The organism is Arenibacter certesii DSM 19833 (assembly GCF_000429545.1).
GTDB classification, from domain to species: domain Bacteria; phylum Bacteroidota; class Bacteroidia; order Flavobacteriales; family Flavobacteriaceae; genus Arenibacter; species Arenibacter certesii.
Genome location: NZ_AUCB01000014.1, coordinates 14,924 through 38,984 on the forward strand (window position 1 = coordinate 14,924; position 24,061 = coordinate 38,984).

The following is a 24,061-nucleotide window of genomic DNA, read 5'->3' on the forward strand; positions in this document are numbered from 1 at the left end:
AAGTGATTGCATTTCTATACTATGATTTTTATATCCTTCCCAATCACCACCATTACCACTTGTTAATATCTTTATACATGGAATATATCCAATAAATTGGATATATTCCATATTTTTGTTCAATGAATAAGTCAATTTTGCATTTGGATCTAGATACCTTTTTTGTTTCCGTAGAACGGTTGCTACATAATGAATTATTTAAAAAGCTTGTATTAGTAGGTGGAACAGGAAGTAGGGGCGTAGTGGCTGCTTGTAGTTATGAGGCAAGAGGATTTGGTGTCCGTTCTGGTATGTCCATGCAGATGGCAAAACAATTATGTCCAGAAGCAGTTGTCATTAGGGGTAACGCTAGTACCTATATGAAATACTCCACCTTAGTAACGGATATAATTCGCGATACAGTTCCGCTGTTCGAAAAAACAAGTGTAGATGAGTTTTATGTGGATTTAACGGGAATGGATAGGTTTTTCGGGAATTATAAGTTCGCCATAGAGCTACGAAAACGTATTATAAAAGAGTCTGGCCTACCTATCTCATTTGGATTGTCACAAAACAAAATTGTTAGTAAAGTAGCCACAGGAGAAGCGAAACCCAACAATCAGTTGAAAATTGATTACGGATATGAAAAAGATTTTTTGGCGCCCTTAGCAATTAGAAAGATTCCTATGATAGGGAAGGCTTCTGCCCAAACGCTGATTCATATGGGAATAGATCGTGTAAAGTTGATACAAGAAATGCCCGTAGAAATGCTGGTAAATGTATTAGGGAAAAATGGACACACTATATGGAACCGTGCCAATGGTATAGATAATTGTCCAGTAATCCCTTATAGCGAACGAAAATCAATAAGCAGTGAAAGAACCTTTAATTTGGATACCATAGATGTTCAAAAACTGCGTGATACTATTACCGCCATGGTGGAAACCTTATCCTATCAATTGAGATTGGGCAATAAAATGACAGGAGGCGTAGCTATAAAAATTCGATATTCTGATTTCCAGACCTATAATAAGCAGATACGGATTCCATATACAAGTGCTGATCATATATTGTTGCCTGCGGTAATGGAACTATTCAATAAATTATATGAGCGTAGAATTTTAGTCCGATTGATAGGGGTAAAATTTTCCCACCTGGTTGGTGGTCATTATCAAATTAATCTCTTTGATGATAATGAAAAAACGCTAAACCTCTATAAATCATTGGATAAAATACGCAATCGTTTTGGCGCCGGTAGTGTTGTGAAAGCTTCAACCTTAGATGTGAAATCTGTTGTTTCAGGTAGAAATCCTTTTGATGGGGAACCTCCAGTACTCTTAGCACATAGAAATCAGTAATGTATATAAATTGTCATTCATACTATTCCTTACGATACGGTGTACTTTCGGTTTCCCAATTACTGGAGCTTGCGAAGGTAAATGGTCTCCCTGAGATGGCATTAACGGATATTAATAGTACTTCTGCGTGTTTAGAATTTATAAAAGAAGCACCTAAGCAAGGAGTAAAACCTATAGTGGGTACGGATGTTCGTAATGGGAATGACCGATGTTATGTATTGCTGGCAAAGAACAATCAGGGCTTTTTGGAAATCAACCAATTTTTGACCAAACGGCTACACCAAGGTGCTGCTTTTCCAGATGTGCCTCCGTCATTTAAGAATGTAATTAGTATTATTCCCTTTGAGAAAGTCCTAGAATATGAAATGGAGAGTTTTGCTCCCGACTGGTATATTGGAATTTCTGTGGCGGACCTTAATAAGCTGAAGTTTTCACGTCTGAAGAAATTTACGGATAACTTAGTTCTTCTACAGCCCGTTACATTCTGTAATCAGAACCATTTTAACATACATAGACTTTTAAGATGTATAGATTTAAACATTGTCTTAAGTAAGCTGCCAGAATCCGAACAGGGAAGTAAAAAAGATTTCATGTACTCCCTTAATCATCTAGGTGATTCATTTGAAGGTTTTGAAGGTATACTGGATAATACGAAACGATTGATGGGAGAATGTTCCATCATTTTTAATTTTGATGAGGCGCGGGAAAATCAGAATCAAATAACCTATCTCGATTCTCGTGAAGAGGATTATAATTTACTACTTTCCCTAGTAAATGAACGTAAACATAACAGATATAAGGTTTTAAATAAGCAAATTAATGACCGTATAAAGCGAGAGATGGATGCAATACAACAGATGGATTTCGTCTCTTATTTTCTTATCAATTATGATATTCTGCAATATGCGATAAAAAACGATTACCCATATATAGGTAGGGGGAGTGGTGCTAATAGCGTAGTGGCCTATATACTGGGCATCACTAATGTAGACCCCATAGAATTGGATCTATATTTTGAACGATTTATCAATTTATATCGTTCTTCTCCTCCCGACTTTGATATCGATTTTTCTTGGAAAGACAGGGACGATGTTACCCGATACATTTTTGAACGCTTCCCCCATACCGCCCTAATGGGCACTTATGTTACGTTTCAATATCGTGCCGTAATTCGTGAATTGGGCAAGGTATTTGGTTTGCCGAAAGCGGAGTTAGATGACTTCTTAAATGGTTTTAAAAGCAATACTAAAAATGACCATTATTTTAATCTTGTTACAAAGTATGCAAAATTAATTCATAATTTTCCTAATTACCTGAGTGTGCATTCGGGTGGAATTGTAATCACTAAACAGCCAGTACAGGCCTATTGTGCTACTTTTATGCCTCCAAAAGGTTTTCAGACCTTACAGATAGATATGCACATAGCTGAGGCTGTAGGGATTTTCAAATTTGATATTCTGGCACAACGGGGGCTTTCTAAAATTAAAGATGCCGTAGCCCTTGTGAGGGAAAATCAGCCAAACGCAGATTTACATGATCTTAATGATATAGCACATTTTAAAAACGACCCTGCAATAAATGAATTATTAAAAACAGGGGATTGCATGGGCGTATTTTATGTTGAATCCCCCGCTATGCGCACTTTAATGACGCGATTACAAACGCAAGATTATCTAGGTCTTGTTGCTGCTAGTTCCATTATAAGGCCAGGAGTAACTAATGGTGGGATGAAAAATGCTTATATAGAAAGACATCGTTTTCCTAAAAAAAGATCAGAGGCCCATCCGGTACTTTTAGAGATTATGCAGGATACGTATGGTGTAATGGTCTATCAAGAAGACGTGCTGAAGGTGGCGCATTATTTTGCTGGACTCAGCCTGGCGGAAGCCGATGTATTACGGAGGGGGATGAGTGGAAAAGGGCGAAGCAAGGAACAATTTGATGCCTTGGAAAAAAAGTTTTATGAAAACTGTAAAGATAAAGGTTATCAGCCTAAGGTGATCGAGGAGGTTTGGGATCAGATAAAAGCCTTTGCAGGATATGCATTTGCAAAAGGGCATTCTGCATCCTATGCAGTGGAAAGCTATCAAAGTTTGTATCTGAAAAAATATTTCCCCTTAGAATTTATGACGGCTGTCCTTAATAACGGGGGCGGTTTTTATAACTTGGATACCTATATTAATGAAATAATACGCTGCGGGGGATTGGTAGAAAATCCGTGTATTAAAAACAGTGACCACGGAAATTGCATTAAAGGTAAAACTGTTTATTTAGGATTTGGAATGATTAAGAATCTTGAACATAGAAGTGTTCAACGCCTACTAACAGAGCGCCAGCTGTACGGGGATTTTAAAGATTTCAATGATTTTTTGGACCGGTGTAAAATTGGTTTGGAGCAGCTTATGTTATTGATCCGAATAAACGCATTCAGGCAATTTGAACCCAATAAGCAAAGATTGATGTGGAGCGCGCATATGGATGAAAATGCACATAAAAGCAAAATTGCACAACCGCAATTATTTAAAGCGAAAAGATTAAATTACAACTTGCCAGTTCTAAGAGGTAATTCAATTATCGATGCCTACGATAATTTGGAATTAATGGGATTTCCCATGCAAAATATGTTTTCGTTAATCCAACCTGGAAAATATCCCTTGACATTGGAAAAGGACTTAAAGTTTAATGTGGGAAAAAGAATTACCATCTTAGGAAAACTAGTTACGTCTAAAACTACCAAAACATCAATAGGGGATTATATGGCATTTTCTACATTTCTAGATTCAGAAGGAGTATGTTTTGACAGCGTTCAGTTTCCCAAAATTAAGGCTAAATACGCGCTAAATGGGATGGGAATTTATTGGATTAAAGGCATAGTTACAGAGGATTTGGGATACTTTGCATTAACTACAGAGGAGATGTATAAAGTACCCGTTATTCCTGATCCTAGATATTCTGAAGAACAAAAGACACAAAAGAATATTTAATTTTTTATAGTAAAATGAGGGGCTAAGAATACTTTCTATAAGAAAACGCTTGTCAAGAAATACAAAATTTAATTTTACTGTAAAGCTGAATTTACATTGTTACATGATCTCATTATTAATTAATAAGTATTGTTAATGAGTTGATAATGAGATCTTGTTTTGAGCTTAAATTGATGTTTTATAGTGATTATGCAAAATATTTTTTATATCTTTTTATCAAGAAAAACACCAATTACACGGCTTTAAAAGATATCATGATTATAAATTCAAGATTCTTACAGCTGTTATGTAAGACCCGTTGAAAAATCGTTACAGGTCTTATTTTAATCAGTTTTAGTCGATTTTCATTCTCTCCCATATTATTTTAAACGGTGGATTGATGAGATAAATGCTTTGAATATATTAGTCTTAAATTCAATTGATTGCCATATATAAACCGTCGTTACAACCATTATCCATCAGGAAATTTTTAAGGTATTTTGGTAGGGTGAAACAGAATATTGAAAATGTTTGGAACTATAACATTTCCGAATTATCGTCAGCTCGATCAAATGGATTGCGGTCCCACATGTCTAAAAATCATTGCTAAACATTACGGTAAAGATTTAAATCTAGAATATTTAAGAGAAATATCTTCTTTGACTAATGGAGGAGTATCATTGAGTGCTTTATCCCAGGCTATGGATGTAATAGGTATAAGCTCAATTGGGATTAAATCCAATATGGGTGAGCTAGTAAATGATATTCCGCTACCTGCTGTTGCCCACTGGGGCAACAGTCATTTCCTAGTAGTTTATAAAACAACTAAGAGGTCTATTTATGTATCAGATCCTGCAGTAGGGCTAGTGAAATACAGGCGTAATGAATTTATGGAAAAGTGGGCAGCTAAAAATGGAATGGGTATTCTTTTGTTGGCCGAACCCACCCGCATATTTAAGGAACTAGATGATAATGAAGGATCCAGTAGTAACATATCGTTTTTGTATAACTACTTGTTGCCTTTCAAGGATTATATGGGGCAATTATGTTTAGGAGTTTTTCTTGCTGCTATCATTCAAATCTTACTTCCTTTCTTAACCCAGAGCCTTGTTGATTATGGTATTGACTATGAAGACCTCAATTTTATTCACCTAATAGTGATAGCTCAGGTTTTTCTTTTTTTAACGCGTATTGCGTCAGAAGTTATACGGGATTGGTTATTGATGCACATGTCTACCCAAATAAATATTTCCATGATATCTGATTTTTTGGATAAATTACTCTTGTTACCTATCGCTTTTTTTGAATCCAAATCTACAGGAGATTTTATGCAACGGATATATGATCACCAACGCATAGAAGATTTTTTAGGAGGACGCTCACTATCTATTGCTTTCGACCTGTTTAGTATTTTAATATTTGCATTGGTTCTAGGGTATTTCAGCACAGAAATTTTAATGATTTTTTTGACTGGAACTATACTTTTTATGGGGTGGACATTACTTTTTTTAAAACGAAAAGCCTTCTTGGATCATCAGCTTTTTAATTTGAATCGTAAAGAACAATCCTTATTACTTCAAATGATTACTGCAATCCGAGAAAAAAGATTAAATGGATCGGAACGACGTCGTAAATTAGAATGGAAGAATGTTCAAATAAATTTATATCGCCTAAAGTCTACTTTTTTGCGTACAGATCAGATACAGTTAAAAGGAGGTTCTCTTTTTAATGAAATGACCAATATATTTATAATTTTTTGGTCTGCTAAAGCAGTAGTGTATGGTGATATTTCGTTAGGTGCTATGTTGGCCATCCAATTCATTGTGGGAAGCCTTTCTGTTCCAATTTCCAACATCTTGGATTTTATTGTCGGGATACAACGTGCTGGACTTTCCTTAAAACGGCTCTCTGAAATACATTCTAAGGAACAGGAAGATAACATAAATGTTCAACGCAATGATATGGAGTTTGGGGATATCAAAATATCTAATCTAAATTTTAGATATGGAGAAATCACTAAAAACAATGTATTGGAAAACATTAATATAATTATTCCTCAAAATAAGATTACCGCAATAGTTGGTCCTAGCGGTTCTGGAAAGACCACCTTATTAAAAATTCTACTAAAAATTTATACTCCTAGTAAGGGTAAAATAGTTTTAGGAAGTGAGGAATTAGAATATATAAATGCCAAAATGTGGAGAGCGAGATGCGGCGTTGTTCTCCAAGATAGTGTGTTATTTAATGATACCCTTGAACGAAATATAACAGAATCAAACTCTAATGAACCCACTAATAGGAGCTGGTTACGAGAGGCTGTGGAAATGGTGAATCTTACGGAGTTAGTTGATAGGCTTCCAATGGGGTACAATACACGAATAGGGGAGTGGGGAAACATTCTTAGTGGGGGTGAAAAACAGCGATTATTGATCGCAAGAGTTATTTATAAAAATCCTCAGTACCTTTTCTTTGATGAAGCTACCAGTGCACTGGACGCTAAAAATGAATTGTCGATAACTCAAAAATTAACTTCCTTTTATTCTGGAAAAACCGTAATTAAAGTAGCTCATAGATTGTCCACAATCCGAAATGCAGATCAGATAATAGTGATGGATAAAGGTAAAATCGTTGAGCAAGGTAACCATCAAGTTTTGGTGAATCATAAAGGACTTTATTATGACTTAATCTTAAACCAACTATAAGCGCAATGAAAGACAAGGATATATGGCTTTATGATGAAAGTGCTTATATAAAAAGAAAACCGACATGGATGCTAAGATGGGGTGTGATATTGTTATTTGGGTTTTTCGTTATGGTTTTGGTGTTTGCTTCATTTTTTAGTTACAACGAGAACTTAAATGCTTCTCTGGTATTAACTACCGAAACTCCACCTGCACATATTATGTCTAAGCATACCGGTAGAATTCTAGATATTAATAATCTGCATAATGATACTGTTATTTCAGGAGATATTTTGGCGGTAATGGAAAGTACTGGAAACCTACAAGATATTATGTCACTAAAAAATAAGTTGACTTTAAATACCACTTTGCTATCAGATTTAACGATTCTCAATAAACACTACCCCAGTAATTTAGAATTGGGGAATAAAATTAGACCTATTTATAATGGTTTTTTAGATGCATATAGAAACCTAATATTATATCATAATCTAAATGATAAAGAGTTAAAAGAAGTAGACTTAAAACGCCAATATGTAGGGAAGAATCTTACCATACAAAATACGAAGAATGAGATTTTAATACTTCAACGTAATCTTGAAATAAATAAAACTGATTATGATCGTTATGTGGAGTTGTTTGAAAAAGGTGTAGTATCCTTAAAGGAATTGGAAAGAGTAGAGAAGGGGTATTTAAGTATTCAAAGACAGTATTCCAATGTAACTAAAGAGTTATACGAGTTAAACACTGAACTTTTCAAGATTAAGAATAATGATTTGTTATTTAAGAACTCTGGGATAAGAAATAAAAATGCCCATGCCTCTACGTTAGAGTTTGAAAAGCAAAAGCTATTGGCGTTTTTAAAGGAGTGGGAAGAGATGTTCGTTCTAAAAAGCCCTATCTCTGGTCGCATTTCCTATTCCAACATTTGGGCAAAGCATCAAAATTTAAAGAAGGGACAAGTAATATTTACAGTTGTTCCAATTGGAAATCAAAAGCTCCTGGGGAGGTGCCGTGTGCCTATTCGTAACTCGGGTAAAATTAGGCATGGACAGCGTGTTATTATAAAGCTAGATAATTATCCTTACCGGGAATGGGGCGCTCTCAATGGTACCGTAAAAACTATTTCAGAGGTTCCATATCCGGGAGATAATGGAGGTTATGATGTTTTAGTAGAAGTTGAGGATCTAATTACTACCTATGGGAAGACATTAGTTTTTAAACAAGAAATGCAGGGGAATGCAAAAATTGTACTAGCTAAAGTATCACTTTTAAAACGTGTATTTTATCAATTTCGGGAAATATGGGAATTTGAAGAGTAGTGGGATGTTATTCAATTAAATATCGCGTTAAGGCAATAAGGCTTATAAGTAGGGCCTCATTTCTCTGTTTTGTAATAGTGAGCGGTGTTGCACAGAAAGTTGAACCTTTAACAGATAGTTTAAGATTTAATTTTGAAAAGTTCCTTCATCAAGATTATGAGTTTATAATGGACCAAGAGGATGAAGCATATGAGAGTAGCGATTATAATAAACTTAGAAAACTAACCGATATACATATCCATAAAGCTAAGCTAGAGGACAATGCCTTAGAGATGGTTAATGGGTATTATTATAGAACAATTATTGAAGAGCCTAAAATGGCTATTGCGTATTCGGACTCTATCATTTCAGCGACTAAAGATAGTAATCACCCAGAGCACCCAACATTCGGCTATATTCTTAAGGCTATAATTTACTATGATATGGCTGATTATCAGCAAGCGTTAGAGAATTATATCGTTGCATATAATCTGGCCGTAGAAAAGAAGAATTTAACAGATCAATTTACGAGCTCTATGGCTATAGCTGCTATAAGAAATTTGAATGGGCAACCGCACGCAGCAGCAGATATTTATACGAGATCATTAAAGCTATTGCAAAAGGAGAAAGATTATAAAAATAGATACGATAGGGATTATTTAATGTTGATGTACAATCTTTCTCTTGCACATTTAAGGTTATCCCAAATGGATTCTGCACGGTACTATTTGAATAAAGGTATAATTAAAGCTATTTCGGTAAATGATACAGTAGAATACCGTGATTTAGTATTAGTTGGTGCTCAGTTAGATTATTATGAAAATAAGTTTCAGAGCGCCAAGGATACCCTTATGAAATATACCGATGACTTAGAGGAGAATAATAAAGCCACCAAGTATTATTATTTAGGTAAAATTGCTCAAAATTCCGGGGACAACTCTTTGGCCATTGACTACTTTAAGCAGATAGATTTAATTGTAGAGAAAACAAAAAGACCATTTGAAAATATTAAAGACGTTTACCAGCAATTGGTTTTGCATTATGGACTCCAAGGAGATCAGGAACGAGAAATAGAATCAATTGAAAAATTAATCTTTTATGATAGCTTAATTTCTACGGAAAATAAAGGGGTCATAAAACAGGCGATTGTTGCTTATGATATTCCATATCTTAAATTTCAAAAAAAGAAAGTAGAGGAAGAGCTCAAATCTAAAAGTATATGGATAGTAATTTTTGGTGTTATAGCAGGTATTGGTTTACTAATAGCATTTTACTTCTACATAAGAGCTCGGAAAACTAAAATGAAAGTAAAACAAATGTTGGATGGCTCCATTCCGTTTAAAAAATCCAACAGAGGGGTGGGAACTCATCCTGAGTCCGTACCTGAAGGGATTCGAAATGAAGTGTTGATGAAATTAGAGACATTTGAGAAGTCAGACCTCTATTTACAAAAAGATTTGGATATGGCTCTGTTGGCCCAAGAGATGGATACTAATACTTCCTATTTATCAACTATTATTAATCACTATAAACAAAAGAGTTTTCCTAGGTACATTAAAGATTTAAAAATTTCTAAAGCAATAGAAAGGCTTTCTAATGATCCAGATCTATTAAAATATAACTATCAAGGGTTAGCAGAAACTTTTGGATTTAAAACCGGAGAATCATTTTCTAAGGCATTCTATTATCGGACTGGAATATATCCTTCCAAATTATTAAAAGAACTAAAGAGTAGAGAAAATGCCCGTCATTTATAAATGACGACCTAATTGTCAATGGAGGTTTTAGCAATTAATGCTAAATTATACTATTAAGAATATCGCAAACCTTAAATAGATACGATCATGAAGAAAAAAATGGAAGAGTTTAAAAGTAGAGCTTTAAAGGACCTGACCAAAATAAAAGGTGGAGGTGATGATGGACCCATTGATAGGGATAAGATAAAAAGGCCAAAACGAAGACGTAGAGAATAATCAGGTTAAAAAGTTCAATCATTTGGAGTTGATTTTGATTAAATACGGATTATCATTATGGTAAAAAACATAATCTTAGTGTGTGGTGCACTTATCACTCTTATATCTTGTAATCAATATAAGACAAAAGATGTGTGGACCTATCCAAAACTAGACCCTAGTCCTAAAATTAAAGAATATTTCGGGACTAAGGTTTTAGATGATTACCATCAATTATCGAATTTACAAGATACAGCAGTTCAGGATTGGTTTAATGCGCAAGATTCGTTGGCAGAAGCTTACTTTTTGAATAATGAACTTTTAGAACAATATAGAGATCGTTTTTACGGCCTGCAAAACAGAATTGTAGGTGATGTTAGTATGGTGAGAATCAGTGAATCAGGTAGTTATTTCTATTTGAAATATGATGAGCTGAAAGAAGCTGATGTATTATTTTATAAGAAAAATTTTTCTGAGCAAGAGATGGAAATTTATGATCCTTCTAAAAGGTACCCTGATAATCCAATCATTTCTTATCTAGCGCCTTCTTATGACGGAAAGAAGATAGCTATTGGCTTTGATTCTATGGAAGACTTTACTACCAAAGTGATTATTTATGACTTAGAGGAGAAAACTATTTTAAAAGAAGAAATTTCAAATATCAATCCAGACTTTGGGGGAATTGAATGGTTGCCAGATAGTTCAGGGTTTATATATCTGTATTTTCCTAACATAGATCTAACCAAACCTAATTATAAGCAAAACTCCTATTCTGTAATCCATTTTCTAGGGGATAATCCCAATAGAAGAACAGCGATATTTGGTAAGGAAGAATCCTATAAGATTACTTCGGATTCTTATCCAAAGATAAAGACTGGTTCCAGTTTAGATAACTATATTATTGCATATGCTGCAAAATCTGGAGATTTTTATGATAGTTTTATAGCTAATACTATTGATGTCCTTTCAGATATTCCCAATTGGAAACCTTTTTTTACTACTACCGAAAGGATATATTATAATCAAGGCGAAATTAGAGGTAAGCACTTTATTTACAGAAGGGCTACTCCCGATGGAAATGAAATTTGCCAAGTTGATATCGAGGATGCTAACTTTTCTAATCCATTGATTCTAGCGAAAGGAAGTCGGGAAAATCCTATAACTAAATTTGAAGTAACTAAGGATTATATATACTTTGTTAAAGAAAAATATGGAGTTGAAATATCATTATTTAAAATTGATGAAAATAATAATGAGGGTCAGCTTACTCTTCCATTTGTTCCTGGTTATGCTTCCTTTTTTGGGGAGTCTATAACGCATAATGATATTGGCCTGGGTTTGGATGGTTGGACTTCTGATTATGTAAGATATTGTATTGACTCTATAGGTAATATAGCTAAGGAGGGGTTATATAAAACAGCATCAATTCCCGACTATGAAAATTTAGTCTATAAGCAAGTAATGGTAGTTTCACATGATGGAGAAGAAGTGCCACTTTCTTTAATTTATCGAAATGATTTGGAGTGGGACTCCAATAATGAGGTTTTTATAAATGTTTACGGCGCTTATGGTGTAAGTATGAATCCCTTTTTTTCTCCCATATTTTTGGATTGGGTAGAACAAGGAGGGATACTCGCTTTCCCACATGTACGAGGGGGAGGTGAAAAAGGAAGGGAATGGCACCTGCAAGGAATGAAGGGCCTAAAAAGCAATTCATGGAAAGATCTAATCTCGTGTACAGAATACCTTATTGAAAACGGATATGCTAAAAATGGATTATTGTCCTTATATACCAATAGTGCGGGGGGAATTACTGGAGGAATGGCTGTTAATGAACGTCCAGAACTATTTTCATCCTTTATAGCTGAGGTGCCTAGAATGCACCCGTTGGGCCTTGAATCCTCAACTAGTAGTAGCAGTACTAGCTATATGGAATATGGTACAATAAAAGATAGTCTAGAATTTCTTGGACTTTTAAAGATGGACCCCTATTTAAATCTTAAATCAGATACCGAATATCCAGCAACTTTAATAATGCCTAGCAGCAGTGATGACCGTATCCCTCTATGGGATAGCGCAAAATATATTGCTAAACTTCAGGCTAATAACACTGCTAATACTCCTGCTTTGATGGATATAGATTATGAATCAGGACATGAGAACTCAGCGGGTTACGACGCGGAGATTGAAACCTATGCACGTATCTTTAGCTTCGCAAAAACGAATATGCAGCACTAGAATTATCATATATTAATATTAACCTCCATTTATATACAATTCTCTCCAATCATTTGGTCGTCATTTATAAACGGCACCCATCATTTATAAATGACTTCCTATCAGATTTTTTATTCTTTCTTTTTCTAATGATATTTAGAATGGCAACAAAAATGGATGGTTTTAAATTGAAAAAAACGGTTCATTGGAAAGAAAGAAAATGAATTGGTTAATATCACATGAAGAAATTGAATCAGAATTAATTCAGATAGAGCAATCGTTCCTAAATACGATTGTAGCTTACAATAAAGCCATTTCTTATTGTCAACTTATTTTGGAGCAATATCGCTCAGTAGTTGTATCCAATGGTTTCCCTGATGAAGTATCTGAAATTCAATTTTTTAAAATAGAAAAACCATTTCTTTTTGGTCAACTTTTACGGTATATACATCAGTTGAATTTTGAACTCGAATATGCGAAAATTGCTTATGATGCTAACGAGAGGATTATTCCCCAAAAGATTCTAGAAGTAAACACCTACCTGTTCAATCATAGAGACATAGTGCTTTATGTTGAACTAGGAAATGATAGTTTAGATCAACAGTATTTTTTACGAAAAAATAGGGGATTTTGTATTTCTCCCAGTTCTAATGGATTTAGTTTTGACCCAGACTTTAGTTCCTCCCATGATGTGCTTCTAGCTAACATATTTGGTTATCAGGGTTTTCTTCAATTTTTACAACAGAAATTAGGTTCTGCTAGTCTCAATCCAGATTTTACCATTCCTCAAATTAACTGGACAAAATCTAAGACTGCCCTTATCGAATTAGGGTTCGCCTTGTTCTATAGCGGTGTTATAAATCATGGAAATGCTAGTTTGAAATCTATAATGCAATTTTTGGAAGAGGTAACAGGGATGGATTTGGGAAATTATCATCATACCGCAATCCGGATCAGAAACCGTTCCAACCCCACAAAATTCATGGATAAACTTAGAGATTCCTTACAGGATTGGGTGGCCGATCTTGACGATTAAAAAAATGTAGAGTCAATGTCAATTGACATTTTATACTTTGCGTAGGAATCAACCAAATTATGCCAATTTCCACCTTGATTTAGGTTTTTATTCTACAATATTCTTCTAATTTAATGCAATTTTCAGTTTTGTCAATGGAATGTCAATTGGCTGTTTATTCCAAAACTCTTTTTCATTTTTGTGTTGTAATCATAGACTAATGCAATTCTGCTGGTCTCACTAAAATTAAAGAGATGAATTATATTAGACATTTAAATTCCATTTTAGCCCTGTTCACCAAGGATCAAAGATTGAATCCTACTCACATTAGTACTTATATCGCTTTGTTCCAACTGTGGAATATTAATCGTTTTACTGATACTTTCTATTTGAACCGAGAGGAAGTAATGCGCATTGCGAAGGTAGGCTCAAAGAACACTTATCATCGCTGTCTTAAGGAATTGGATCGTTGGAAATATATCCGGTATTTACCATCTCATAATCCGTACAAAGGAAGTCGGGTACACATGCTCAATTTTGATAGATCTAGTGGTACTAGTTCTAAGACAACCGATAGTTCAGGTGGAGACCAAGTAATGGGACAAGCATTAGTACCTACTATAAACATTAATAAACAAAATAAAAACATTAATAAACTTAAGCTACCCAAAAGTGAAAATGAAGTTTTAATTTTTTTTAAAAAAGAAAAATGGCCTGCTATAGAAGGGAAAAAATTTTATAACCATTACACTTCAATAAGTTGGAAATTGGGAGGAAAAATCATGATAGAGGATTGGCATTCTACCGCCAGGAATTGGATGTTAAAAGCCGATGAAATAAATAAAGAAAATGTGGCTAATGGACCATCCCAAAAACGAGACAACCTAAAAGTAACTAAAAATAAGGATTATGGACAACCCCTCTAAAATAATTGAGAATGGTATTGAATATTCCCTTGGGGTATTTGACGGTCATGAGGTGTTCTATGATTTTGATAAGATTCTTATCTACCTGAACGCGAAAGGGAAACTGCTTTTTGGAAATCAGTTTAAAATTTACGACCAAGACCGAGATATCGTATTTAAACTCTGCAATTATTTTATTAAAGATAGGGCGTATTGTGAAAAAGAGCATATTGATATTCAAAAGGGAGTGATGCTGACTGGCCCTGTGGGCTGTGGTAAGACAAGTTTGATGAAGCTGATACGCTATATTGTCCCAATGCAACGTCCATATGTGGTAATCCCATCACGAAACATAACTTTTAGTTTCAATTATTTAGGCTATAAAACCATTGAGGACTTTGGGAACAGTAAATCCTACTGTTTTGATGACCTTGGGATAGAACCAATGGGTCGCTATTATGGCCATGACTGCAACGTATTGGGCGAGGTATTACTTTCCCGATACGAATTGTTCCTAGAGACTAAGGGAAAGGTAAAGACTTATGCCACAACCAACCTGAATGCTGGGGAATTGGAAGAAGTTTACGGGAATCGGGTCCGCAGCCGTATGCGCGACCTTTTTAACCTGATCGCATTTGATAAGAAAACAAACGATAAACGCAAGTAATTATGAAAATTACCACTTTTAATATTCAAAACCTTTTCCATAGGGATCGGAGCAATTCTAAAAAAGCCTTCGGGAAATGTATGTCCGATTGGGTAAAAGAACTCGATGATCTTTTAATTAAAAATACTTCAAACAGCTCGAATTCCGAGCGCATTCAAGAGTTAACCTTTTTGCTAGGGTTCGATAAGACCTTCCACCAGCCCTATGCTGTAATGCGCCGACGGGCGGGATTTCTTTTTTTAAAGGGTAAGAATTACTCTAAGGAGCTGGCTGCCAATGAAATTACTGATTGGAATGGCTGGGTATCCCTCCAGACCGTTCCCATTCAAAGACTGGCCACAGTAAATAAAGCGAAGGTAATCGCCGATATGGATCCTGATATATTATTACTGCAGGAGATTGAAGACAGAGCCTCCCTGGAAGAGTTTAATCAGGAGATTTTACCGGAAATGGGTTGTAGTCCATTTGATCAAATATTCGTGGTGCAAGGAAATGATGCCCGTGGATTGGAAATGGCGATCCTCACCAAGAGAGGTTTTAAACTGGAATCCATTCGAAGCCATATCTACGATAACCACGGACGTTGGAATCGGCTCTTTAATAGAGATTTGTTGGAATACGAGATTATCACCCCGTCCGGCAGTAATTGCCACCTTATTTCTGCTTATTTTCAGGAACGTACGGCAGAGATAGATAAAAGCGATTTAATTCGAAAGAAGCAGGCTAAAAAAGTTGCAGAAGTTTATCAAAAATTACAAGAGAAAGGGATTTCCAATATTGTCGTCGCTGGAACTTTAAACGATGTCCCTTACAGCGATTGCCTCACTCCACTGCTTCGTGGGACTGAACTAACCGATATAGTCAAACATCCCTCTTTCAATGTAGATATAGATCAGGGAAAAGATGCCACTTATTTTCGTATGGGAGCCTACCGAATGGGGGTGAACATAAAGCAAAAAGATTATCTCCTGCTATCTCCAGAACTATTTAAAAAAGTTAATGTAGGGGGACTTAATCGTAAAGCCCTTTGGCCCGCCATGAAACCCATGTGGTCTGTTTATTCCACGGTTTATGACAAAACACTGCAGGCTAGTGAGCACCCTGCATTGTGGGCAGACATTAGAATTTAAATTTTTTAAAATTTTTAATGACAACTTGAAACCCTAAAGCTACAGTAATTAGGACTTCTTTAATATTCTGGAATACGGCGGTAAATATTTCTTTCATCTTTTTATGTTTAGGAGATTAATGTCCGATGTAATTTTAAATTAAGATTCTAGATTGTTGCTACGGGTTAATTTCAATCATTTTGTAATGGTTTAGACTCTGAAGGATCGTCAATGCTATCGCATGGATATTTACTTCTTTGTCCATGTACATGGCTTCATCTCGATTGGATAAATACCCCAACTCCATCAAAACAGAAGGCACATGTTCGCTCGTTTCCCTGAGTACTTTAAAGTTGGCAAACTTAACACCGCGACCTATATAGCCTAGATCCTTACTCAGGGCTTCCTGAAGGGAATAGGCCAGGTAGATAGCTTCCTTAGTATTTTGACCATTGCTTTTAGAGACATAGGCCTCAATCCCCTTGGCATTAGGGTTTTCAGAATGATTGCAATGCAAGGATATAAATAGATCAGCATTTAGTTTTTTTACCAGTTTTGCCCTATCGCCTAAGGAAATCAAGGTGTCGGTACTTCTAGTGAGATATATTTCAAAAGCATTATTAGGGAAGTATCGATTGTAGTAGACCATCTTTTTGGCAATTTTAAATACCACATCCTTTTCCACTATCCTATTTTCTCCAGTAGTACCAGAATCGATTCCGCCATGTCCTGGGTCAATGATAATTACCTTTTTCTTGTGTAGTATTATTTGAGGATATAAGGTGAAAGGATACCCGAAAATTAGAATTGTGATTAAAAATGAGAATGTAAGGTTAGGTCTGAACATTGATTCTTGTTTTTAAACAATATGCAATGTTTTCCTTCTATTCTTGATGATTGTTTAAAGTTTAACAGGTTTTTGAGTTAAAGTTTAGGGATTTTTCATATTGAGCCACATTATGCAATAGATTTCATAAAGTTTAGTCGACATAGGCTGTGTAGATGGCTAGCTACTTAGGGAATTAATAACTAAAAACAACCAGTTATGAAAAAATCACTTTATATGTTAACAGTAATACTGCTCATGATAACTCCCGCTTTTGGACAGATTGGTGGAATCGAAGATTCTGTAAACGATGTTTCAGATACCATTAGAACCATCTTCCCAATAATTCTAGGAGTAATTTTTCTAGTGGGATTTTTATTTAACGCAGGACATTTCTTTGGGGAGAATTCCGATCTCAAAAAGGGAATTACTCGTGTACTTGTCTTTGTACTAATTGCGGGAGCAGTTGTAGGAATATTTACTTACCTGATTACGATTGTAGTTTAAAAATCTGGATGTTAGAATTTTATCAAAAGAAGTATGAAAAAATTTGATGTGTATAGAAACATAAGAAAACGGGCAGTCATATTTGGTCTTCCAATATCACTATTTGCTTTGATAATGGTTTCCATAATAGTTTCTCTCTTGGTCATTATTTTTTCTTTCAGTTTTAGGTTGATCATAGTTGCTTTGATTTTCAATATCCTTCTATACATCACCTTGATCCGTGTGGCCAATAATTTTCGGTTTCAGCCAATTATAAAAATATTCCCAGATATCATTAGTAATAAAAGAAACTCCGGTATAGATTATGAAGAAGATTAACCTGTCAGCATATCGCCCTATTACAGATATTCAGGATAATATCATCTTTGCCAATAATGGTAATGTAGTGTTGTGCTATGAGGGATTATTGCCAGAGATTCACTCTCTTTCCGAAAAAGATTATGAGGATATACATGGAGAATGGTTCCAGGCACTAAAATCCTTGCCTACTGGATGCGTTGTGCATAAACAGGACATCTATCTCAAGAAATCCTATTCTTCCAATAAATTACCTAATAAAACCTTCTTGGAAAAGGTGACCCATGATTATTTTAAAGGTCGTGAATATATGGAGCACCGTAGTCTTTTGTTTTTTACCCTAACTAAAAATAAGGCTTTGAACAATTCAAAGTATGTAAATCCTTTCCGAAAAATTTCCAAGGACTTGCTACAACAGTTGGATGATCAAGCGAGTGGTTTTATTGCTGTGGTTAGAGATTCAATTTCGTATATCAATAATAGTCGAAAAATGGAATTCGTTCCACTTAAACCTAATGAGATTGAAGATTTAACCACCGATTATTTTAATGGGTTCAGTGAAGGATTTGATACTGATATTCTCCTAGATAAATCCCATGTGACTATTGGCGAAAACTCCTTTGATGTCTTGGCCGTAAATAACGAGCTCTGTTTCGGTGATTATGTGCAGAGCAGTAAGAACAACGAGCAGTTTACTTCCAATGAATTTGTTTTCCATCAGGGTTTTATTGATGGTCTTGGTTTGAGCCTTAATGAAAATCATATCGTGAACCAGATTCTCTACTTGGACGATAAGCAGAAGTGGCGCAAGTTGCTGGATTACAAAGTTGAGGAGTTGAGCAAAAGCTCCAATTTTGGTTCCCAGAACAAGGTTGTCCTTGGGAAAATTCAGCATATTTTGGGACAGATTAATTCAGATGATAGTTCACGGGTCATCCGTGGCCATTTGAACATTATCTTTTGGGCCAAGGAGGCTAGGGAATTGAGGAAAATAACTTCCAAGGTAAAAACAACGTTTAAGGAACTGGATATCATTCCCTATTATCCAAGGGGGGAGGAACGCAAAAATTATATACTGAACAGCTACTGTTGCTTTTCGTCCAATTTTTCCAATGCCGATCTGTATGTAACAGATTTGAAACATGCGCTCTGTCTGTTTTTAAATAGTACTAATTATAAATCTGATGAAACAGGAATCATCTTTAACGACCGATCTTACAATATTCCGGTAATTAAAGATGTCTGGGATGACCATAAAATACGTATCAAGGCACGGAACTTTGCGATATTCGCACCAACCGGTGAGGGTAAATCGTTCTTGGCAAATAATATCCTACGTCAATATTTTGAAAGTGGGGTCCGTTTGGTCATCATTGATTTAGGTGGTTCTTACACCAAATTTGCCAAGTTGTACCCTGGTAAGTATACAATCTTGCGATATGAGAGCGGGAAGAGTTTAGGTATTAACCCCTTTTACATTAGCGATAAAAAGGACCTTTTGCCAGAACATTTGGAGGATTTGTCGGTGTTTCTTTTTGAACTCTTCGGGGCTGACAGGAAGGTTACGAAGGCACAATCGGTTTCGGTCAAAAAGATATTGCTGTACTATTATGATACTATTTCCAAAGGTCACTCTTTAGATAGCTTCTATAGGTTTATCGAGGATAACAAGCACGAACTCTTGGGTAAGTTAAATATCCATCCAGATTATTTTAACGTTAATAATTTCCTTCACATCATGTCCGAATATGTGGGTAATGGGCTCTATAGCTTCCTTTTTGAAATGAGCCAGGACCAATCCTACAAATTAGAAGATAAGCGGTTAATCGTTTTTGAACTGGACGAGGTAAGGGACAATAAGGAAATCCTTTCCGTAATGCTCAAGCTGATTAAGACTGCCATCCAGCGTACAATATGGAAGAATCGTTCTGAAAAAGGGATTATTCTTTTTGATGAGTTTGCTAAACAATTGAAGTTCGACAACGTACTGGAAAGTGTAGAGTTCTATTATCAGGCAATACGAAAGCAGAATGGTGCTATCGGTATAATTCTGCAGACTATCAATCAGCTTCCGAACAACTCAATCTCTGCTAGTCTATTGGAAAACACCCAAGTCATTTATAGTCTAAATAATGAGAAAGGGTATGATGACTTGGTTAAACGGCTTAATCTAACCGACCACGACCTGAACCAGTTAAAATCAATAAAGAACAATTTTACAGGACCCCATAAATACACCGAAATGTTCATCAAGATAGGGAAAGAGAGCAACATATTTCGCCTCGAGGTTCCTAAAGAGGTATATGCCGCCTACCTCACTGATGGGTTGGAGAATGATGAAATAATGCAGCTATACGAGCAGCATCAGGATATGGAAAAAGCAATTATTGGATACACTTCTAAAAACTAAGATAATGAGAAAAGCTTTGATACTATTCTACATGGCGATGCTACTAATTGGTTTTAATGCGACTGCCCAGGGCTTGCCCGTTTATGACAACACTAATTTCATCAGTTTGGTAAAACAGCTATTGGAATCTGGTAAGCAGACGGCCAACCTTCTTAAGACCGTCAATTTTTTAAAGGAACAAAAAGAGAACTTAGAAAAAGTGAATGGGGTAGTTCGGGATTTGAGAGCGGTTCGTGAGATTGGAAGGAACAATCAACGGTTAATTGATGTGATGCAAAATGATTTAAAGGACATTCTAAATTCCCCCTATATCAAACCAGGTGAAGTAGCAAGGGTAACGGAGTCTTTTAACAGTATTGTCGAAAACTCCTTGGAGACCATGGATTTCATAGAGCAAATCCTGTCAAATGATTATTTGAGAATGAGCGATTCCGAACGAACTGAAATTCTCAAAGAAAAGGAAGTGCAGTCCAAAGTAATGGTAACAGACATTCACTACAAAACCAAACGCTATAATGACATCATATCATTTAGGACTATGCAGGATAAAGTAAATAACAGGAGAACCAATTATTAGGCTATGAACTCAAATATTATTTTAGGGATAGGGTTGGAATACATAGACGCCGTCTTCCAAACCATACAGAACAGTGATTTTTCTCAGTATACAATTGCAGGGATAAAAGTACTTGCCGTGTTATTCTTTTTAATAAATATCCTTAAAAAATATAATGAAGGTATCGCGGACAGGTACGGCTATACTTGGGGATTAAGTCCAGGAGAACTGGCCAAGAATTTTGTAGTGGTAATCTTAGTTATTTTTTCTACTCAGATACTTGGTTTTTTCGACGGGATTTTAACCGCAGTAGAAAGCCAATACCGAAATACTGCTCCAGCGTTATTACCCTTACAAATGCAAGATTTCCCCCTTGAAGAGGACATAAATCTTTTAGATTCAGCAAAGATGGCTATGGTTCTATTATATGAAGCTTTGATTACACCGATGTATAGCTTTAGAATACTCGCTTTTGTCATAAGCCTATTTCTTTGGATTTTAGATTTATTCATCTATCCGTTGTTCCTAGCAGAACGTTATTTTCTATTGGGAATTATGCAAGCATTTTTTCCACTGATTATCAGTTTAGCGGTGTTTGAAAAATTCCGATCCATGGCATACAACTTTTTTAAGTTATATGCTGCAGTCTACATGTTGGTCCCAGCTTTCTTTTTGGTCAATGTATTTATTAACGCAATTTATACGGAGATCAATACCACTTTTTGGGTTAACCTCTTTGGGACCAATCTAGGGAATTCTCTATTTGCTCCAATTGTAGATTTAGGGTCTATTGGTTTTATCGTATTTCTCAAGTTTAAATTGTACAGACGCGCTACTTCGTTCACATTAAGATTATTCACCTAATGAAAACGCCTTATAAAGACATATACTCCGTTCTTAAGATCAATCGATTTATCGTGCTCGCTATAGTCGTTTGCACTACAATCTCGAGCGTATTTTCCGTGTGGATGGCATTCCACATCAACAATAAATCAATGAACAGTACATTCGCCATAAATACGGATGGATCTATTATTCCTTTAAAGTTGATGGCTCAAAAAGAGAATTTTAAAGTTGAAGTTCTTGCACACTTGGAATTGTTCCACACCTATTTCTACAATATTGATGCAAGTAATTATAAGAGCAATTTAGAGAAAGCATTATGGGTAGGGGATAGCTCGGTGGATAATCTGTATCGCCAGAAGAAAGCCGATGGCGTTTACAACCGGCTATTACAATATTCTCTTATACAGAAGGTGTTGAGCATCGATTCTCAAATTCAGGAAGAGAATGGTGTTTATAGTTTTAGGACCACCACAATTTTCGAGATCAATAGGGGCACGATCGTCGACACTTATGAGTTGGTTTCTACTGGAAACCTGATCAACGTGGACAGGAACTTTCCGAACAACCCCCATGGTTTGTTAATCACTAACTTTTTTGAAAATAGTTTAAGGAAGTTAAGCGAGAGCCCATAGTGACACATATCAAAACCAATAGAAATGAAAATAGAAAAAAACAAAATTGTATTTGCCTCGGTTCTCACGATGATATTAGCATTCTTAATTTCCTATTCCCTACTGATTATGGGCGAAGGAGAGGAGGATAATATGAACCTAAAACAGACAATGGTTCCTCAACTGGCAGGAGAACAAAAAGAGTACGATTCAAAATTGGATGCAATAAACGATCTAAAAGAAGTTCGTGAAACCAACTCTCCCAGCATATATGATGAAAAACTAATAGATTCCCTTGGCAACTATGATCCCCATTTACCGGAAAAGGAAAAGGAACGGATTGTGGACAGTATCTATGCCGCAGGAAGGATTAGATATTCAGAAAAGACCACTCCACGTGGTGGACGTAATAAAGTTACAATTAACGAACCTGTTGAAAAGGATTCAACAGAATATATAAATGATCAAAAACTAAAAGCCAAAGAAATGGGATTGGAACACCAGCTCTTTTATGCTTCGGATCCTCTAGAAAATGATTCTTCAATCCCTGGCAAACCGGAGACAATAATTTATGCGGTTGTAGATGGGGATCAAGTGGTTCAGGTAAATTCCCGTTTACGGATGCGATTGGCCCAAACAACGACCATAAATAGTAAAGAAATCCCTATGCATACCCCGGTTTTCGGTTTTATAAAATTTCGACCGAACCGTGCCTTGATCGAAATTGAAAACATCGGTCATCAGCCCACTAACTTAAAGGCTTATGATCTTCAGGATGGGAGCGAGGGGATTTATGTAGAAAACAGTTTTAGGGAAGAAGCAACCAATGAGGTACTAGACGATATTATTGAAGACATTAATATCCCTAGCGTGCCTCAATTGAGTGGTGTGACCAAGGTGCTTCGGCGTAAGAACAAAAACATAAAGGTTACTGTGCTGAATAATTATAAACTAATTCTAAAGCCCAAACCCTAATATTGGAGGGGCATTTAAAACCTAATCTCATGAAAAACTATGCTATAATTTTTGCCTGTCTATTTATTTCTGCTTTACGAATTTGTACAGCACAGACGCCAGAACAACCGCAAATAGCACTTGACACTATATATGCTAACGATAAAAAAAATGTGGCTCTATTCTTCCCTGAGGCAATTCGACAAGGAATTACTGGTTCCAATAACTACATTTTTACCTATAACAGGGAACGGGAACAATATTATGGTTTGCTACAGGCAACCCCGGGGGAAGAGAGCAACTTGCTCGTAGTCAGTTCAAACGGTTCAATTTTTTCGTATATTGTAAAGTATAAAAAGGAGCTTATCAAACTCAATTATTTCATAACTGACTCTAGTAGCATTGGTAAGGAAAATGAAATTGGCACTGTAGTTTCAAACAGGGCTCAATTTTTGGATACGATTGACAACCAGGTTTCCTATTACCAAAACTTTTGTAAATACATTCTTCAGCATAAGCAGAAAATGGGAAGGATTAAAAAGCGGAACCAAGGAATTGTTTTAAGTTTGGATAATATTGTCTTTAACAAGGAAGAACTTTATTTCGTATTCAAGTTATTAAACAACTCTTCTTTAGATTATGATTTAAATTTTTTGACCCTATCACTTGAAACGAGGCAAAAGGGGAAAAGAAAATCATTGCAAAAATTAATTAAAGAGCCCGTTTTTAAATTTAATTTACCAAATAGAGTTGTAAAAGGAGGGAAGGTAAGGTTGGTTTATGTTGTCCCTAAATTTTCATTGAGCAATGATCGCAGGATGACCTTTAACCTAAATGAAAAGAACGGGGAACGGGACATAGAATTGAAGGTATCACACCGATTTATTAATAATCCAAATTGAACTAG

General features: G+C 35.7%; 20 protein-coding genes. 19 read left to right on the plus strand and 1 reads right to left on the minus strand.

The genetic code is table 11. From position 1 onward, the window contains the following. Positions 1–122 precede the first annotated feature (122 nt). The 11 genes from dinB to G466_RS0108780 all read left to right on the plus strand — a co-directional run bounded on the left by dinB (position 123) and on the right by G466_RS0108780 (position 16,168). Positions 123–1,337 (plus strand): DNA polymerase IV, encoded by a 1,215-nt coding sequence (gene dinB, locus G466_RS0108730; RefSeq protein ID WP_026813323.1) that lies wholly within the window; start codon positions 123–125, stop codon positions 1,335–1,337. Then, on the plus strand, positions 1,337–4,321 hold the full coding sequence (locus G466_RS0108735) for a DNA polymerase III subunit alpha (RefSeq protein ID WP_026813324.1): 2,985 nt from the start codon (positions 1,337–1,339) through the stop codon (positions 4,319–4,321). Before dinB ends, G466_RS0108735 begins: the two co-directional genes overlap by 1 nt. Before the next feature lie 506 nt (positions 4,322–4,827). Then, a complete protein-coding gene (locus G466_RS0108740; RefSeq protein ID WP_026813325.1) occupies positions 4,828–7,002 on the plus strand; it encodes a peptidase domain-containing ABC transporter in 2,175 nt (724 codons plus the stop codon). Between the two features lie 5 nt (positions 7,003–7,007). Continuing rightward, the gene (locus tag G466_RS0108745) at positions 7,008–8,303 is read left to right on the plus strand and encodes an HlyD family secretion protein (RefSeq protein ID WP_026813326.1); all 1,296 of its coding nucleotides are present in this window, start codon (positions 7,008–7,010) and stop codon (positions 8,301–8,303) included. A gap of 77 nt (positions 8,304–8,380) precedes the next feature. Then, positions 8,381–10,039 carry a helix-turn-helix domain-containing protein gene (locus tag G466_RS0108750; protein WP_026813327.1) on the plus strand — a complete coding sequence of 553 codons (1,659 nt, stop codon included), beginning with the start codon at positions 8,381–8,383 and terminating at the stop codon, positions 10,037–10,039. Positions 10,040–10,126: 87 nt separating this feature from the next. After that, complete coding sequence (locus tag G466_RS24595) at positions 10,127–10,255, plus strand: hypothetical protein (RefSeq protein ID WP_262482277.1); 129 nt, start codon at positions 10,127–10,129, stop codon at positions 10,253–10,255. A 57-nt stretch (positions 10,256–10,312) separates the two neighbouring features. After that, entirely contained in the window at positions 10,313–12,472 is a 2,160-nt protein-coding gene (locus tag G466_RS0108760; protein WP_026813328.1) for a prolyl oligopeptidase family serine peptidase, read from the plus strand. Between the two features lie 184 nt (positions 12,473–12,656). Beyond that, entirely contained in the window at positions 12,657–13,487 is an 831-nt protein-coding gene (locus G466_RS0108765; RefSeq protein WP_157373841.1) for an RteC domain-containing protein, read from the plus strand. Between the two features lie 233 nt (positions 13,488–13,720). Further along, positions 13,721–14,392: a hypothetical protein gene (locus G466_RS0108770; RefSeq protein ID WP_026813330.1), complete on the plus strand. Its 672-nt coding sequence runs from the start codon at positions 13,721–13,723 to the stop codon at positions 14,390–14,392. Then, positions 14,376–15,038 carry an ATP-binding protein gene (locus G466_RS0108775; RefSeq protein WP_026813331.1) on the plus strand — a complete coding sequence of 221 codons (663 nt, stop codon included), beginning with the start codon at positions 14,376–14,378 and terminating at the stop codon, positions 15,036–15,038. Before G466_RS0108770 ends, G466_RS0108775 begins: the two co-directional genes overlap by 17 nt. A gap of 2 nt (positions 15,039–15,040) precedes the next feature. After that, complete coding sequence (locus tag G466_RS0108780) at positions 15,041–16,168, plus strand: endonuclease/exonuclease/phosphatase family protein (RefSeq protein ID WP_026813332.1); 1,128 nt, start codon at positions 15,041–15,043, stop codon at positions 16,166–16,168. Between the two features lie 157 nt (positions 16,169–16,325). On the opposite strand, the gene G466_RS21655 is transcribed toward G466_RS0108780, so the two are convergent. Continuing rightward, positions 16,326–16,994, minus strand: a complete 669-nt coding sequence (locus G466_RS21655) for an N-acetylmuramoyl-L-alanine amidase family protein (RefSeq protein ID WP_034235096.1) — start codon at positions 16,992–16,994, stop codon at positions 16,326–16,328. A gap of 198 nt (positions 16,995–17,192) precedes the next feature. Here G466_RS21655 and G466_RS0108795 point away from each other — a divergent pair, with 198 nt between their 5' ends. From G466_RS0108795 to G466_RS0108830, 8 genes are read left to right on the plus strand one after another with little or no spacing between them, the layout of a single operon-like run. After that, a complete protein-coding gene (locus G466_RS0108795; protein WP_026809914.1) occupies positions 17,193–17,480 on the plus strand; it encodes a hypothetical protein in 288 nt (95 codons plus the stop codon). 33 nt (positions 17,481–17,513) lie between these two features. Beyond that, positions 17,514–17,798 carry a hypothetical protein gene (locus G466_RS0108800; RefSeq protein ID WP_026813333.1) on the plus strand — a complete coding sequence of 95 codons (285 nt, stop codon included), beginning with the start codon at positions 17,514–17,516 and terminating at the stop codon, positions 17,796–17,798. Beyond that, complete coding sequence (locus G466_RS0108805; protein WP_026813334.1) at positions 17,785–20,187, plus strand: TraG family conjugative transposon ATPase; 2,403 nt, start codon at positions 17,785–17,787, stop codon at positions 20,185–20,187. The genes G466_RS0108800 and G466_RS0108805 overlap by 14 nt, the downstream gene beginning before the upstream one ends. A 4-nt stretch (positions 20,188–20,191) precedes the next feature. Continuing rightward, positions 20,192–20,764, plus strand: coding sequence for a hypothetical protein (locus G466_RS0108810; RefSeq protein ID WP_026813335.1), 573 nt, complete (start codon positions 20,192–20,194; stop codon positions 20,762–20,764). A 3-nt stretch (positions 20,765–20,767) separates the two neighbouring features. Continuing rightward, positions 20,768–21,607 (plus strand): hypothetical protein, encoded by an 840-nt coding sequence (locus tag G466_RS0108815; protein ID WP_026813336.1) that lies wholly within the window; start codon positions 20,768–20,770, stop codon positions 21,605–21,607. After that, on the plus strand, positions 21,607–22,221 hold the full coding sequence (locus tag G466_RS0108820; RefSeq protein ID WP_026813337.1) for a conjugal transfer protein TraK: 615 nt from the start codon (positions 21,607–21,609) through the stop codon (positions 22,219–22,221). Before G466_RS0108815 ends, G466_RS0108820 begins: the two co-directional genes overlap by 1 nt. Positions 22,222–22,245: 24 nt before the next feature. Then, positions 22,246–23,175: a conjugative transposon protein TraM gene (traM, locus tag G466_RS0108825; RefSeq protein ID WP_026813338.1), complete on the plus strand. Its 930-nt coding sequence runs from the start codon at positions 22,246–22,248 to the stop codon at positions 23,173–23,175. Positions 23,176–23,204: 29 nt separating this feature from the next. Then, entirely contained in the window at positions 23,205–24,056 is an 852-nt protein-coding gene (locus G466_RS0108830; protein WP_026813339.1) for a DUF4138 domain-containing protein, read from the plus strand. The last annotated feature ends 5 nt before the right edge of the window (positions 24,057–24,061 follow it).

Coding starts and splice junctions, on each gene's coding strand:
- dinB (WP_026813323.1), top strand. CDS start 123: ATGAATAAGTCAATTTTGCATTTGGATCTAGATACCTTTTTTGTTTCC.
- G466_RS0108735 (WP_026813324.1), top strand. CDS start 1,337: ATGTATATAAATTGTCATTCATACTATTCCTTACGATACGGTGTACTT.
- G466_RS0108740 (WP_026813325.1), top strand. CDS start 4,828: ATGTTTGGAACTATAACATTTCCGAATTATCGTCAGCTCGATCAAATG.
- G466_RS0108745 (WP_026813326.1), top strand. CDS start 7,008: ATGAAAGACAAGGATATATGGCTTTATGATGAAAGTGCTTATATAAAA.
- G466_RS24595 (WP_262482277.1), top strand. CDS start 10,127: ATGAAGAAAAAAATGGAAGAGTTTAAAAGTAGAGCTTTAAAGGACCTG.
- G466_RS0108760 (WP_026813328.1), top strand. CDS start 10,313: ATGGTAAAAAACATAATCTTAGTGTGTGGTGCACTTATCACTCTTATA.
- G466_RS0108770 (WP_026813330.1), top strand. CDS start 13,721: ATGAATTATATTAGACATTTAAATTCCATTTTAGCCCTGTTCACCAAG.
- G466_RS0108775 (WP_026813331.1), top strand. CDS start 14,376: ATGGACAACCCCTCTAAAATAATTGAGAATGGTATTGAATATTCCCTT.
- G466_RS0108780 (WP_026813332.1), top strand. CDS start 15,041: ATGAAAATTACCACTTTTAATATTCAAAACCTTTTCCATAGGGATCGG.
- G466_RS21655 (WP_034235096.1), bottom strand. CDS start 16,994: ATGTTCAGACCTAACCTTACATTCTCATTTTTAATCACAATTCTAATT.
- G466_RS0108795 (WP_026809914.1), top strand. CDS start 17,193: ATGAAAAAATCACTTTATATGTTAACAGTAATACTGCTCATGATAACT.
- G466_RS0108800 (WP_026813333.1), top strand. CDS start 17,514: ATGAAAAAATTTGATGTGTATAGAAACATAAGAAAACGGGCAGTCATA.
- G466_RS0108805 (WP_026813334.1), top strand. CDS start 17,785: ATGAAGAAGATTAACCTGTCAGCATATCGCCCTATTACAGATATTCAG.
- G466_RS0108810 (WP_026813335.1), top strand. CDS start 20,192: ATGAGAAAAGCTTTGATACTATTCTACATGGCGATGCTACTAATTGGT.
- G466_RS0108815 (WP_026813336.1), top strand. CDS start 20,768: ATGAACTCAAATATTATTTTAGGGATAGGGTTGGAATACATAGACGCC.
- G466_RS0108820 (WP_026813337.1), top strand. CDS start 21,607: ATGAAAACGCCTTATAAAGACATATACTCCGTTCTTAAGATCAATCGA.
- traM (WP_026813338.1), top strand. CDS start 22,246: ATGAAAATAGAAAAAAACAAAATTGTATTTGCCTCGGTTCTCACGATG.
- G466_RS0108830 (WP_026813339.1), top strand. CDS start 23,205: ATGAAAAACTATGCTATAATTTTTGCCTGTCTATTTATTTCTGCTTTA.